The 13,882-nt window shown below is 72.7% G+C and carries 10 protein-coding genes and 1 pseudogene; 3 read left to right on the top strand and 8 right to left on the bottom strand.

Annotated elements, in window-relative coordinates; genetic code table 11:
* Position 1: 1 nt before the first annotated feature.
* From ACLII4_RS16450 to ACLII4_RS16430, 5 genes are all read right to left on the bottom strand, one after another.
* Complete coding sequence (locus ACLII4_RS16450; RefSeq protein WP_412068479.1) at positions 2-1,051, bottom strand: hypothetical protein; 1,050 nt, start codon at positions 1,049-1,051, stop codon at positions 2-4.
* An 88-nt stretch (positions 1,052-1,139) separates the two neighbouring features.
* Positions 1,140-2,555 carry a flippase gene (locus ACLII4_RS16445; protein WP_412068478.1) on the bottom strand — a complete coding sequence of 472 codons (1,416 nt, stop codon included), beginning with the start codon at positions 2,553-2,555 and terminating at the stop codon, positions 1,140-1,142.
* The gene (locus ACLII4_RS16440; RefSeq protein WP_412068477.1) at positions 2,552-3,979 is read right to left on the bottom strand and encodes an O-antigen ligase family protein; all 1,428 of its coding nucleotides are present in this window, start codon (positions 3,977-3,979) and stop codon (positions 2,552-2,554) included. Before ACLII4_RS16440 ends, ACLII4_RS16445 begins: the two co-directional genes overlap by 4 nt.
* A complete protein-coding gene (locus tag ACLII4_RS16435; protein WP_412068476.1) occupies positions 3,976-5,211 on the bottom strand; it encodes a GumC family protein in 1,236 nt (411 codons plus the stop codon). Before ACLII4_RS16435 ends, ACLII4_RS16440 begins: the two co-directional genes overlap by 4 nt.
* 5 nt (positions 5,212-5,216) lie before the next feature.
* The gene (locus ACLII4_RS16430) at positions 5,217-6,977 is read right to left on the bottom strand and encodes an SLBB domain-containing protein (RefSeq protein WP_412068475.1); all 1,761 of its coding nucleotides are present in this window, start codon (positions 6,975-6,977) and stop codon (positions 5,217-5,219) included.
* Positions 6,978-7,105: 128 nt separating this feature from the next.
* Between ACLII4_RS16430 and ACLII4_RS16425 the strand changes: the two are divergent.
* From ACLII4_RS16425 to ispE, 3 genes and pseudogenes are all read left to right on the top strand, one after another.
* Positions 7,106-7,450, top strand: a pseudogene (locus ACLII4_RS16425) (FkbM family methyltransferase); the annotation flags it as partial.
* Positions 7,451-7,505: 55 nt separating this feature from the next.
* Positions 7,506-7,856: an FkbM family methyltransferase gene (locus tag ACLII4_RS16420; RefSeq protein ID WP_412068474.1), complete on the top strand. Its 351-nt coding sequence runs from the start codon at positions 7,506-7,508 to the stop codon at positions 7,854-7,856.
* A gap of 112 nt (positions 7,857-7,968) precedes the next feature.
* Entirely contained in the window at positions 7,969-8,820 is an 852-nt protein-coding gene (ispE, locus tag ACLII4_RS16415; protein ID WP_412068473.1) for a 4-(cytidine 5'-diphospho)-2-C-methyl-D-erythritol kinase, read from the top strand.
* Positions 8,821-8,893: 73 nt separating this feature from the next.
* Here ispE and ACLII4_RS16410 read toward each other — a convergent pair whose 3' ends face one another.
* The 3 genes from ACLII4_RS16410 to ACLII4_RS16400 form a co-directional block, all read right to left on the bottom strand.
* Positions 8,894-10,168, bottom strand: a complete 1,275-nt coding sequence (locus ACLII4_RS16410; protein WP_412068472.1) for a metallophosphoesterase family protein — start codon at positions 10,166-10,168, stop codon at positions 8,894-8,896.
* A 67-nt stretch (positions 10,169-10,235) separates the two neighbouring features.
* Complete coding sequence (locus ACLII4_RS16405) at positions 10,236-12,920, bottom strand: transglycosylase domain-containing protein (RefSeq protein WP_412068471.1); 2,685 nt, start codon at positions 12,918-12,920, stop codon at positions 10,236-10,238.
* A 19-nt stretch (positions 12,921-12,939) separates the two neighbouring features.
* Entirely contained in the window at positions 12,940-13,758 is an 819-nt protein-coding gene (locus ACLII4_RS16400) for a UDP-2,3-diacylglucosamine diphosphatase (RefSeq protein ID WP_412068470.1), read from the bottom strand.
* Positions 13,759-13,882: the final 124 nt, after the last annotated feature.

Raw genomic sequence — 13,882 nt, 5'->3', positions numbered from 1 at the left:
GTCAGCGGCCGAGCCGCGCGCGGAGCTTGTCGCGCAGGGCGACCGGGAGGTCTCGGGCGGTCTTGGCGAGCGACCGGCCGGGCAGGCCGAGCTGGCGGCCGGCCCACGTCCGCCACGCGTCGCCGTCGAGCGTCCAGAACGGGCCGTCGGGGCGGAGCACCTCGACGAACAGGCGCCGCAGGCCGTAGCGCTTTTCGCCCGGGACGTGCCAGACGGTGAGGTCGAGGTCGGGCGCCCGGGAGTCGTCGCCGCTCAAGAGCGTCGTCCAGATCCGCCGGAGGTAGGGGTTGGCCGTGCCGTAGGGCGCGCCGAGGACGTGGTACACGAAGCCGAGTGCGTGGGCCTCCTCGTTGTACGTCGGGAGCCCGGCCTGGTGACGGCGCAGCATCTCGGCCCACAGCGCGTCGAGGAGTCCGTCGGCTCGGCGCAGGGCGTGGCCGGTCGCGGCCACCAACTCGCCACCGATGTACGGCGGGGATGTGTCGGGCGTGTCCGCCCCGAAGTCGGGCGCTAGCTCAGTGTGGAGTGCGCCCAGGTCCTCCAGCGTCAGTCCGTTCTCCGCGATGCCTTCGGGGCGTCCGAGGTCGTAGGTCAGCGTCCCATGGCGCTGGGTCATCGCGGCCATGCGGTCCGGCGAGCGCGCCCACACGCAGTCCGAGTCGAGGAGCATCGCCACGCCGTCGTCGGGCGTCCGCTCGGCGAGGTCGCGGATCGCGTCGAAGACGTAGAACTGGTTCCGCCACGCCCCGTAGTAGCCCTCCGGCGGCTGGAACGAATAATCGAGGCGGACGATCTCGACGCCGAGCCGGTCGAGGAACGGTGCCATTGGCTGCCCGTCGACGGCGGGGACGGCCGGGACGTTCGTGTAGAGCACGAGCCGGGCGTCGGGCGCCCAGCGCTTGGCGGAGGCGAAAAAGACGGCGACGCACCGCCAGTAGACGGCCTGGAACCGATCCGACGACGGCGCGCCCTGCCCGACGACCTGCGGGTAGAGGCTCTCTTCATCGGGGGACTCGGCGTAGAGCCACGTCGAGAGGGTGGGGGGAGCCATGCGGGGTCGCGTCGGGGAGGCGAAGGTAGGGCCGGGCCCTGCCGGCGGACGCCGGGGAGGGCCGTTTCAGTGGCAATTCGAGGGGCGGCTACCGGCGCAGAATTGCGGCGAGGAGCGCCTTGGGGGCGACCAGGCCGGCGGCCCAGACCGCGAGCGCGGACGTGAGGGCGACGACGGGCAAGGCCACCAGCAGCGGGACCCCCAGGGCAGAGACCGCCAGCGCCGGCAGCAGCCCGCCGCCGACCCCCGCCAGCGCGGCCCGTCCGAACAGCTCCGGGTGGAGCGTGCCCGTGTGGCGTCGGTAGCGGACGGCCATCCCGACCATCACGACGGCCTCGCTCGCGAGCGTCGCCGTGGCGGCGCCGACGATCCCGAACCGGGGGATCAAGGCGACGTTCAGCACGACGTTCGCGATCCCCCCGCCGATCGCGGCCTTGAGGTAGGCCGTCTCGTCGTTCCAGGCCATCAGCGGGACGCCGAACGTCATGCTCACGTAGATCAGCGCGGCGTAGACGAACAGAATGCTGAGGGCGGGACCAGCGCCGACGAACTCCGGGCCGAAGAGGAGCGTCAGCAGATCCGGGGCGAACACGGCCCCCGCGAGCGCGACCGGCGGGCCCAGCGCCAGCAGCGCCCCCCCGAACCGACGGCCCTCGCGGCGCATCGCGTCGACGGTCCCGAAGGCGCTGGACAAGGCCGGGAAAAAGGCCGAGTACAGCACGCCCGCTGCCGCGATGCCGACGGCGTAGAGCTTGTAGCCCGCCTCGTAGAGCCCCACCTCGGCCGTCGTCCGGAACGCCTCGATCATCAGCTTGTCGACGTTGTAGTAGAGCTGCATCACGAACCCGGACACCGCGAGCGGGATTGCCGGCGCGAGGAGCACCTTCCAGCCGGCGAGGTCGAACCGGGGCCGGGGCACGCCGGCCTCTCGCGCATAGACGACCAAGAGCACGAGGTTGGCGACCGCAGGGCCGGCTGCGAGCGCCGTCGCGGCCCACACCACGTCGTCGGGCCCCCGGACCGTCGCCAGCGCCACGGCGACCGTCACGAGTGCGGCGCCCGCGTTGCGCAGCGCTGAGACGCCCATCTCCTCGCGCGCTTGGTACACCCAGTCGAGCTGGACCGCGCGGGCGACGACGAGCACGCCGAGCACGAGGACGGTCGCCTGGTACGCGGGCCCCAGCCCGAGCGCGACCGTCGTGCCCACAAACGCGGCCGTGGCCCCGGCGGCGAGCGCGAGCCGGGCGCCGAGCAGGAGCGGAAGGATCTCGGCCTCGCGCGCCCCGTCGCGCGCCGCCTCGCGGACGGCGACGGCGTCGAAGCCGAGCGTGACGACGAGCACGAAGTACGACACGAGCGCCATCCCGAAGGCCACCATCCCCAGCCGCTCGGCGCCGAGCGTGCGGCCGAGGTGGACCCAAATGACGAACCCGACCACGAGCGTGACGACCTGCGCCAGCGCCAGCCAGACGACGTTTCGGACCAGGCGTGAAGGACCGCTCACGCGTCCCGGAGCAGGTCTGCCGCCCGGTCCGCGGACCCATGTGCCAGCGCGAGCGTCAGCGTCACGATGAGCATCTGGTCGAGCACGGCGAACGGGTTCGAGGTGATGACGACCGGCGTAAACGCGGCGATTGCCGCGCCCGCACCGAGGGCAGGCGCGCGGATCGACCACGGCAGCGCCGTCCGCCGCGCCGCCCACGCCGCCCGCGCCATCGCGCCGATCCAGACTGACATGAACAGCGCCACCCCCCAGAGCCCCGTCTTAAACCACAGGGACAGGTAGCCGTTGTGGAAAAAGGCCCAGCTCCGCGTGCCCTCGGCGATGATGCTGTAGTGCGTCACCTGCACGCCCCAGCCGTACCCCAGGATGGGGTTCACGCGGAGCCGCTCCCACACGGCCGCGCTCTCGGCGACGCGGTTCAGGATCGAGATGTCGCTCGTGGCGCTGCCGATGGACACGAGGCGGTCGAGTGCGCCGAGGGCGACGAGCACGATCTGCTCGCGGAAGAGCAGGACCGCGAGGGCCACCAGGATGCCGACGCCGAGCGCCCCGTAGCCGATGATCCGCCGCCGCCCGCGGCCCGGCACCACGACGGCCATCGCCAGGATCCCGAACGTGCCCGCGATCCAGTACCCGCGCGACTTGGTGATGAGCAGGCCTACCAGCAGCAGGCCCGCAAGCGCGACCGACCCCAGCGTCCGGGACCGCTCGCGCGCGACGGCGGCGCCGGCGAGGGCCAGCAGCATTCCGGCCGTGATCGAGATCTCGCTGACGTTGAAGCGGGCGTCGGCGATCTCGTAGAGCGCCGCCGCGCCCGAGATGGCGTTGCGGAAGAGCACGGCGTTCTGCAGCGACGCCGCGACGCCGAACGCGCACAGCACGGCCGCGATCGCGACGGCCCCCCGGTCCTCGCGCACGCAGAGGTCCTTGACGGGGAGGTAGAACAGGAACGGCAGCGTCGCCAGCAGGTCGGCCCGGAAGTCGTAGGCGTCGGCGCCGAACATCAGGCCGAGGCCCGCGGCGACGACGAGCCCGACGGTCCCCCACGCGACGGCCGCCGCGTCGAAGACGGTGCGGATGAGCGGACGGGCCGACGCCAGCGCCACGACGTACCACTGGGCGAGGTAGCCCACCAGCGCGAGCCCGGCGACAACCTCGATGGCCGACAGCCCGGCCTCGCCGCCGATCTGAGTGATCTGGAGAAGCAGCACGCCCACCAGCCGTGCCAGCGGGCTTGGCTTGGCAAGGGCGACGGCCAGCCCCAGGCCGACGGCGAGCGCGAGCGCTGTCAGCCCCATCGTCTCGCCCTCGGCCGCCAGCATCAGCACGAGCGCCAGCACGCCCAGGCCGAGCGCGACGACGCCGGCCGAGACCGCCGCGAGGACCGCGCGGCCGGCCGGGGCCGGGGGAGCGGCCGGGCTCACGCCGTCCGGAGCCGGGCGAGCACGGGCGGGCCCCACCGACGGATCACGGCGAGCAGCAGCACCAGGGCCACCATCACGATCCCCGCCGAGAACGTCGCCGCCAGCACGATCAGCGAGCGGCGCGGCTCGGCCTTCTTGACCGGCGGTGTCGCCGTGTCCAGGATCTGGACGGCGTCGGCCTCGCGGCGCTCTTGGAGCGCGGCCTGCTCATAGAGCGGCTGCACGGTCTCGATGATGGCGCGCTGCAGCGTTAGCTCCTGCATCACCTCGGCGTACTGGCGCTGGACGCGGGGCAGGCCGCTGAGGCCGGGCATCCCCGCCTCAGCGCCGCTCCGAAGACGCGTGACCTGGCGCCGCGCCGCGTCGACGCCGGCCTTGGCCGCGACGACGCTCGGGTTTTCCGGGCCGAACTGCGAGAGCAGCGCCTGGTACTGGACCTCGGCGGCGGTCACCTCGGCTTGCGTGGTTGCCAGCGCGGAAAACAGGGCGTCGGCCTGGGCCGTCGGCTCGACGACGCCGGAGCGCTCCTGCAGGGCCTGCATTTCGGCCTGGGCGGAGTCGAGCGCCGCGTTCGCCTCGTCGAGGCGGTTGCCCAGGAAGGCGCGGTTCTCGGCGGCGCTGTTGGCCTGGAACTCGATGTGCCGCTCGTTGAGCCGCTCGACGTAGTAGTTGGCCATCTGGGCGGCCATCTCGGGGTCCTCGTCGAGCACGCTCACGCCCAGAAAGTCGTAGTCGAGGCTGACCGCGAAGTCGGCCCGCTCGGCGAGCATGCCCATGGCGGCCTGCTCCGGGTACGGCTCGTCGCGCAGGCGGTAGCGGTCGACCAAGTCGAAGCGCTCGACGACGGACTCGGTCGTGGAGGGGCTCGTCAGGATCGCCATGTAGCGCGTGAACCCGCCGCCGCCGCCGCCGCCGATCAGCGCCGCCGCCGCCGGGGGCAGGTTGCTGAGCGCGCCCGCCAGCAGACCGCCGCCGCCCGTGTCTTGCAAGAGCACGCGCGTCTCGGCGCGGTAGCGGTTGGGGATCTGGAGCGTGAGGTACACCGACAGCGCGGCCACCAGCGCCGTCACGCCCACGATCCAGCCCACGCGACGGTACACGACGCCTGCGGCCCACCACAGGCGGTTCTGGGTTTCCAGGGCGACCGGGTCGATCGGGGCGGGAGGCAAGGCGCCAGCGCCGTCGCCCGAGGCGCCGAGGTCGGTCCGGTCCGAGGTCTGGAGGGGTTCCATGCTGATCAGTTTCGGTCCTGGACGAACACGACGTAGGCCGTCAGCAGGGTGCCCACGACGGAGACGGTCGTGGTGATGGCCTGGAAGAGGAACTGGCGGCGGTCCCGCTCGGCGTCCCGCTCCTCTCGGCGCTCTTGCAGCGCGAGGTTCTCGAACTGCGGCGAGTCCGACGTCGGCGGTCGGTCGACGAAGATGGCGTCGCCCGCGCCGACGGGTGTGTTCGGACCGGGCGTGAACCGGCCTGTCGCGGCGTCGATGGTGTAGATCGTCGTGCCGGCCGGGCCCATCCCGCCCGCCCGGGCGATGAGGTCGGCGGCGGTGAGCCCGTCGTCGAAGGGGACGTAGCCGGGCACGGCCACCTGCCCGAACACGCGGACGACGCCCAGGTCGCGAGGGACGACCAGCCGGTCGCCGTCGCGGAGCACGATCTCGGCGCCGCCGTTCAGTGCCCCGGCCACGTCGGCCGACAGGCGCGCCGTGGTGACGTACTCCTGGATGTAGTACCGCCGCCCGACCAGCCCGAGGTCGCTCAGTCGGCCGAGCGCCGTGACCGTCGAGTCGAAGGTGCCGACGGTGAGCGGCTCGTCGGAGGGGAACGCGAGCGGGTCGAGCGCGGACTGCGGCTCCGACCGGGCGGTGCGCTCGAGGTACGCCCCTCGGATCAGCGCCTCCGGCGTGAGCCCGCCGGCCGCCTCCACGAGCGTCCGCAAGGTGGTCCGGCCCGAGACGATGGGGTAGACGCCGGGGTAGGCGAGCGCGCCGACGACCTCCGCGAGCCCGGCGTTGGGCTCCGACGCTAGGACGGTCACTTGGTCGCGCGGGCCGAGGTCGAGCGTGCCCGCCTGCGCGAGCGGGACCACGACGCTCTGGGGCCGCCCATCGACGATGCGCGTGCGCCGGACGGTGGCCGCGCCCGCCAGCCCGGGCCCGCCCGCGACAGCCACGACGGCGGCCATAGTGTCGTCCGGCCGCCAGTCGTAGTAGCCCGGCCGGTCCACGTCGCCGCTGACGGTGACGCTCTCGCGCGTCGGGTCGAAGGTCGGCACGAACACGGCGTCGCCGTCGGCCAAGAGCGGGTTGAAGGCGAGGTCGCCCGTGGTGTAGTAGCGCAGCAGGTCCACGCGGCGCTCGGTGCCGTCGCGGCTGACCACGCGGACGTTGCGGAGCGCGACGCGGCGCTCGACCTCGTACCACGGCGGCGTCTCGTAGTCGGCCAGCTCCAGAGGGTTCAGGTCGCCCGTGGTTCTGGCGATGGCGTCCTCGACGCGGCCGACGGCGGTGACGATCTGGCGGCCCGGCAGCGGGACGGCGCCGGAGACGTAGACGGCGAACCGGCGCGGCGACACGAGCGCCACGTCGGTCGGCACGTTGCGGTACTGGCGGTTGAGCGCGGCCGAGGCCTCGGCGCGGACGGCGGCGAGCGTCCGCCCGGCGGCCCGGAACGTGCCGGCCTCGGCGATCACGAGCAGCCCGTCGGCGGAGACGACCGCCTCGGTCTGGTGGGGCGGGCTGGCGACGGAGCCGCCGCCGACCGACACGACGAACACGTCGCCGGGGCCGACGAGGTAGGTCTCGGGGTCGACCGGGCCGGCCAGCACGACGTCATCGCTGGCGCGGGACGAGGCGCGGACCTGCGTGTTCAATGTGGGAACGCGCGACGCCGAGCCGGCGGAGGGGATGAACTGGGCGGCTACGTCGGGGCTCGCGCAGAGGCAGCAGACGGCGGCGAGCACGGGCAGAACGATCCCGCGAACGGGAAGGGGCATGGGGGTGCCGGAGGGAGAGCGGGCGTAGCAACCGTCGCCGAAGGTACGGTCCGGTCTGCGAAGCCAAGAGGGAATCGGACGCCCCCTCCGGGCGTGTCCGTGCCCGGTCGAGGCCGCTCGCGCCCGGCATGGGGCGCTCCGGGTGTAGCCTACGGATCTCGGCCCATTCCATTCCTCGTATGACGCTCCCCATCGGCCGAGTCCACGACCTGCTCCGCCGAGTTGGATACGAGGTCATCCCCGTTCCCGCGGACCGTCTGCTTCGTCGGGCGCCCGACGTGCTGCTCGATGTCGGAGCGGACGAGGGCCAGTTTGCCACATCGTTCCGCCAACGGGGGTTCTCTGGGCGGATCGTGTCGTTCGAGCCCATCCCGGCCGTGTTCGAGCGGCTCGCCCGGGCCGCCGCCGAGGACATGGAGTGGGCCGTGCGAAACCATGCTCTCGGCGCCGAACCCGCGCGGTTGCCGATGAAGTTACCCACTTCGACGCCAGCAGTTCGCTGCTGCTCCCTCAAAGCGCACGGGCGAGATGGCGGATTCCCTCTCGTTCGACGCCACGATCGAGGTCGACGTCCAGCGCCTCGACGACGTCTTCGACGAGGTGTGCCGGCCCGGCGACCAGGTGGCGCTGAAGGTGGACGCCCAGGGGTACGAGAGGGAGGGGCTGGCCGGCGCCGAGGCGTCGCTGGCGCGGATCGACGCGGTCCAACGCGAACTGTCGTTCGTCCCGCTCTACGAGGGGGAGCCTCCAGCGGAGGAGGTCATGGCGTGGATGCGCGGGCGCGGGTTCGTCCCGGCGTTCGTCGCGCCGGTGTTCGTGCTCCGTCCCTCCCGGCAGGGGCTCCAGGCCGACGTGGCGTTCATCCGCGACCAGCCCTGAGGGCCTCGACGGCCCCGGGCACCGCACCGTCCGGGGACGGCGGCGGTCCCCGAGAGTACGTTGCGGCTCGACTCGCTGAAGGGGGCATACGGCCCCCGAACCCACCACGCCCGTGCCCGTCCAGTCCGCCCCCGCCAAGGTCAACCTCGGTCTCCACGTCCTGCGCAAGCGTCCGGACGGGTACCACGATCTCGCGACGGTCTTCCAGCCGATCGGGTGGGCGGACACCCTCTCGGCCGGCCCGGCGCGGCGGCTGGCGCTGGCGACCGACGACCCGGCGCTCAAGACCGACCCCTCGAATCTGGTGGTCCGGGCCGCGATGGCGCTGCGCGTCTGGGCGGGCGACGCCAAGCTGGGAGCGCAGATTCATCTCGCCAAGCGGGTGCCCTACGGCGCCGGGCTAGGGGGCGGCTCTTCCGACGCCGCCGCCACGCTCCGGGTGCTCGCCGAGCTGTGGCGCCTCAAGGTCCCCGACGCCGTGCTCCGGTCGCTCGCGCTCGGCCTCGGCTCCGACGTCCCGTTCTTCCTCGACCCCGTGCCGTCGGCCGCGACCGGCCGGGGCGAAGCTCTGACGCCGCTCGTAGACGCTGACGGCGCCCGCTGGCGGTGCCCGTTCTCGCTGGTGGTGGCCGTCCCCTACGCCCACATCTCGACCGCCCAAGCGTTCGTCGGCGTCACGCCGGACGACCGCGACCGCCCGGACCTCGCCGCGGCGGTGACCTCGGACGACATCGGTCGCTGGCGGGCCGAGGTCACGAACGACTTCCAGCCGTCCGTCGAGGCCGCCTTCCCCACCGTGGCGACCACGCGCGGGCGCTTGGAGGACGCCGGGGCGGACCATACGGTCTTGTCGGGCACCGGCTCGGCCGTGGTCGGCGTGTTCACGGACGCGGCGGCGGCGGCGGCCGCCCGCAAGACGATGATGGCCTCGACGCGCGTCTGGATGGAGCCGGCGGCGAGGTAAGCGCCGTCGCGCAAGCGGAGGCCCGGAACGGTCCGCATCGCGTGTGACGAGCGGACCGGCGGGCCGGCCGTCTCTACCCTGCCTCGTCCACCTCGCGCTCCAGCTCCAGCGCGGCGGCCACCAGGTCGTCCTTGACCTTCGCCAGCGTCTCGTGCTGGTCGACGTAGCGCGAGACGGCCTCGGCGATCGACGTGTCGCGGCGGACGACGGTGCGCTGGCGACGCTCGACGGCGTCGAGCTCGCGCTCGATGGCGGCGATGGTGTCGGCGGGCGCGAGCGCGGCGCGGACGGCGGACTCGTCGACGGCCGGCTGCTCTTCGCCGATCCGGTAGCGGACGCGCACCACGGCGTCGGCGATGTCGTGCCGGCCGATGGCCGCCAGCACGGCCGCGGTGGGGTCTGGGGCCTCCGTCGCGTCGACCTGGATCGGTACGAACCGGCGCGCGGGCGTGGCGACGAACTCGAACGCCGTCCGCCGCCCGGGCTCGCCCCCCGCGTCGATGTCGACGATCACGAACCCCTTCTCGGCGTCGTGCTCCTTGAACGAGATCCGCTCGATGGACGAGCTGTAGACGACGGGCGGGCCGTCGCCGCGTGCGAAGGCCTCGGCGTTGCGGTCTTGGAAGCGGTGGATGTGGCCGAGCGCCACGTAGTCGACGCCGGGGGGCGCCAGCTGGGCGACGGTGAACGTGGGCTCGTGCGCGATCAGGCTGGCGCGCTCGCTGCCGCTCAGCTCCGAGCCCTGCACGGTGAGGTGCGCGCAGACGAGCAGCGGGACCGCCGGGTCGGCGGCGGCGGCGCACGTCTTGACGAACGCCGTGTAATAGGTCTCGATCGTCTCGCGGATCTCGTGTGGCGTCTTGCCCCGGTACTCGTCGCGGGCCAGGATCTTGGACCGGATCGGCCACGGCAGCGCGACGAGTTGGAGCGGCCCCGACTTGGTCTGGATCGGCCCGGCGGGCTCGCTCTCGGCCCGAAACGTCGGCTGGGTGAACACGTCGACGCGGCCGTCGAGCACGCCGAAGATGTCGATAGACGAGGCCTTCCCGAAGCTGACCGGGTGGTCGTGGTTGCCGACGATCATGGCGACCGGGATGCCGGCCTCGACGACCGGGCGGAGCGCCTCGGCAAACTGGCGCTGCTGCGTCGGGGTCGGGTCGGCGGTCCGATACGCGTCGCCCGCGAACAAGAACAGGTCGATGTCCTCAGCGATCGCGTGCTGGACGAGTACGTCGAACGAGCGGCGGAAGTCGAGGAGCCGCGTGTTGAGGCCGGTCGCCGGGTCGAGCCGCCCGTGCGTCTCGTAGCCCAGGTGGAGGTCGGCGCAGTGGAGGATTTTCAAGGGCAAGGGGGAAGCGGCGTGGGGCACGAGGGGAAAGGCCCCTTGCCTCATCCCCCTTGCCCCGTGCCCTCGATTACCAGCCGATGCGGCCGCCGGAGCCGCCGCCCTGCGTCTGCGGGCGGGGCTGGGCCTGCTCGCGCTCGCGGAAGCCGTCCAGGATCTCGCGCGCCGGGCGGTCGGCGTCGGAGCTGTTGCGGCTGCGGGTGCCCCCGGAGCGCCGGGACCGGGCGTCGCCGGGCCAGTAGCCAGCGTCGCCGATGCGGCTGCGGCGGGTCGGCGGCTGGTAGTTGTCGGGGCGCTCGAGCTGCCGGTCCGGGTCGAGCTTGATGTCGTCGGCCCCCTCGTTCTGAAGCTTCGAGAGGAAGGCGCCGACGTTCATCAGGCCGGTCCGGCCGCCCTGGCCGATGCTGGTCGAGGGGTAGGTGATGCGGCGGTCGTCGAAGCCCGTCCACGAGCCGACGACGAGCTCGGGCGTCATGCCGATAAACCAGCCGTCGGCGTTTTCCTGCGTGGTGCCGGTCTTGCCGGCCACGTCGAGCGCGCCGACGCCGCGGAAGCCGCCGAGCCCGCGGCCCGTGCCGGCCCGGACGACCGCGCGCATGGCGTTGAAGGTGGTGTAAGCCGTGCTCGGGTTCAGGACCTCGCGGGCGACCGGCGTGAAGTCGGCGATGACGTTGCCGTAGCGGTCCTCGATGCGGTCGACGGCCAGGACGATGTGGGGCGGGATGTCCGCGTTCTGCGGGCGGTCCTCCTCGATCGTCGGGCCGTGGTAGACGCCGTAGTTGGCGACAGTCGCGTACGCCGTGACCATCTCCAGCAGCGAGAGGTCTTGGGTGCCGAGGCCGATGGACCGCGCGTAGCAGTCGTTCTTGCGGGCCTCGAAGGGCGGGCACGTCTCGGCGTCGAACTCGGGGAGCTCGAGCCGGGTGCGGATCCCGAGCTGGTACGCCGTCCGGGCCACTTCGGCGGTGCCGAAGTGCTTCGTGATGCGGGCCGCGACGACGTTGCGCGACGAGCGCAGCCCCTCCGCCAGCGTCGTGTAGCCGGCGTAGCTGTTGCCCGAGTTCTTGGGCGCCCAGTCGCCCCACTTGAAGGGGCTGTCGAAGACGCCGGACTCCGGGGAGTAGCCGTTGTCGAAGGCCGTCGTGTAGACGAAGAGCTTGAACGTCGAGCCCGGCTGGCGCCGCGCCTGCCCACCGTGGTCGTACTTGTTGACGACGAAGTTGCGGCCTCCGACCCAGGCCTTGACCTGGCCGGTTTGCGGGTCCATCGCAATGAGCCCCGCCTCGAGCCGCGTCCGCGCCGTCTTGAGGGAGTCCATGAACACGCCGTCGCGGCGGAGCTGGGCCACGGCGGCATCGGCCGAGAGGGCGTCGCCGGCGACGAGCGAGCGGTAGCGGTCCGTCTGGCCGATGTACTCGTCGACGACGGCCGCATTCCGGCTCCACCAGTAGCCGAACGGGTTCGAGGCCGAGCCCCAGCCGCGGTTGACCTTGTCCTGCAACAGGTCCATCTGCTCGGCGACGGCCTGCGAGGCGAGCGCCTGCATCCGGCTGTCGATGGTCGTGCGGATGACGAGGCCGTCCTCGTAGGGGTCGTAGTTGTTGGCCTCGGCCCACTCGCGGAACCACATGCGGAGCACCTCGGCAAAGTGGGGGGCCAGGTTGTCCTCGTGGCTGTAGACGTCGAAGGCGATCTGGATCGGCGCCTCCCGCGCGTCGGCATAGGCGGCCTGGTCGAGCACGCCCGCGCTGAGCATGTTCGTCAGGACCACGTTGCGGCGGTCGATGGCGGCCTGGTTCTGGCTCACCGTCAGGACCTCGCCGTCGGCGTCGAGGCACTCGGCGGAGGTGCCGTCGGGGGCGAGGCAGGGGTTGTAGCGGCTGTTGGCCGCCAGCATCCCGACGAGCGTCGCGGCCTCGTTCGGGTCGAGGTCGGCGGCGGGCTTCGAGAAGAAGGTCTGCGATGCGGCCTCGATGCCGTAGGCGTTGTAGAGGAAAGGGACCGTGTTGAGGTAGGCCTCCAGGATCTCGGGCTTGGTGTAGGTCCGCTCGATGCGGACGGCGATCAGGATCTCCTTGGCCTTGCGGACGACCGACCGCTCGCCGATCCGGTAGCCGGTCGCGTCGCGGTAGAGGTTGCGCGCCAGCTGCATCGTGATCGTCGACGCGCCGCGCGCGCCGCGGCCCGTCGCGAAGTCCTTGATGATGGCGCCGATGGCGTACATGTCGACGCCCCAGTGCTCGTCGAACCGGCGGTCCTCGGTCGCGATCAGCGCGTTCGGGACGTGGACGCTCATCTCGTCGAGGCCCACCCAGGTCCGGTTCTCGCCGTCGTAGTACCGCGCCAGCTCCACGCCGTCGGCGGTCAGGACCTCGGTCGCCAGCAGGTTGCGCGGGTTCTCGATCTGCTCGAATGACGGGAGCTCTTGGCTGAGGTAGGCGACGATGCCGAGCCCGGCGAACACGCCCAGCCCGACCAAGCCCAGCACAACGGCGAGGGCGCGGCCGACGCGGCGGCGGCGCTCGGCTTCGGGGCCCGTCGGCGGGGGGGGGGCGGACAAGCTCGTCGGCTGGACGAGCCGCGCGTCACGGCTGGCGCCGTCGCCACGCGCGTCGGGCGAGCCGAAAAAGGCGCCGAGCTCGGCGTCCTCGCCGGTCAGCGTCTCGCGCTGGGCGTCGAGCGCCGCGTGGCGCGCGTCGGGAGAGCCGAAAAAGTCGGCCAGGTCGTCGTCGGAGTACGTCGTGGGGTCGTCCATGGAGCCGGGGGGGGCGGTCTCAGGAGAGGGCAGGCGCCAGCGGTCGGGGCGCCAGCGGTCGGGGCGCCAGCGGTTCGGTGGCGAGCGTCTCGGCGCCGCCGTCGCGCCATCGCGCGATGCGGGCGGTGGCGGCGTCGAGCGTCGCGAACGTGCGGGCGCCGAACCAGTAGCCGGGGTTCAGGTACAGGCCGTCGGAGCTGGCGTCGAGGGCGTGGGCATGGCTGTGGCCGAAGGCGACCACGTCGGCGCCAGCCGACAGGCGGCGCTGGGCGGCGTCGGCGAGGGCCTGGGCAGTGGGCACGTCCGGCGCGCCGTCGGTGCCGAAGCGGCGGGCGACGGCGCGGGCGAGTGCGTAGCCCGTGTCGCCGGGGAGGCCCATGCGGTAGAGGCGGGCCATGAGCGGGGCTCGGAGGAGCGGCTGGAGGCGGTGAGAGAGCCGTTCGGCGAGTGAGATGGGGCGTCCCTGCCCGTCGCCGTGCGCAATATACAGGGCCCGTTTGTCGAGGCGTGATCGCCACGCCCCCCGCACCACGGTCACGCCGATGTCGGCCTCGAAGTAATCGAGGTGCCAGGGGTCCCGGTTGCCCACGACGTAGACGATCCGGGCGCCGGCGTCGGCCCACTCCGCCAGCAGGCCCACGAGCCGGGGCGCGGCCTTGGGCACCAAGTGCTTGTACTCGATGAACTGGTCGTAGACGTCGCCGAGCAGCACCAGCGTCCCGTCGCCGTCCACGATCTCGGCCTCGTGCGCCCGGAGCAGGGCGACGGCGTCGCGCTCGGCCGCCCGCGTGTCGTCGCGGGAGCCACGGCCGAGGTGGAGGTCGGAGAGAAGGAGCAACAGGGGGGATGCCGGGCGGAATCGGGGCAAGAAACGGTGCCCCGGGGGCTCTGGTCTCCCCTTCGCGGGAAATGCTGGCGTGGGCTTGCGTGGTGGGGCGCTCTCGGGGAACGGCTCGCGAGGT

It is taken from the genome of Rubrivirga aquatilis (assembly GCF_046845665.1).
Classification (GTDB): Bacteria; Bacteroidota; Rhodothermia; order Rhodothermales; family Rubricoccaceae; genus Rubrivirga.
The sequence above is the reverse complement of the archived record's forward strand: the minus strand, read 5'-3'. Positions and strand labels throughout refer to the sequence as shown.

Bases quoted from the DNA above. Each gene is read 5' to 3' on its own strand.
- ACLII4_RS16450 (WP_412068479.1), bottom strand. From the start codon at position 1,051: ATGGCTCCCCCCACCCTCTCGACGTGGCTCTACGCCGAGTCCCCCGAT.
- ACLII4_RS16420 (WP_412068474.1), top strand. From the start codon at position 7,506: ATGGCGGATTCCCTCTCGTTCGACGCCACGATCGAGGTCGACGTCCAG.
- ACLII4_RS16430 (WP_412068475.1), bottom strand. From the start codon at position 6,977: ATGCCCCTTCCCGTTCGCGGGATCGTTCTGCCCGTGCTCGCCGCCGTC.
- ACLII4_RS16435 (WP_412068476.1), bottom strand. From the start codon at position 5,211: ATGGAACCCCTCCAGACCTCGGACCGGACCGACCTCGGCGCCTCGGGC.
- ACLII4_RS16405 (WP_412068471.1), bottom strand. From the start codon at position 12,920: ATGGACGACCCCACGACGTACTCCGACGACGACCTGGCCGACTTTTTC.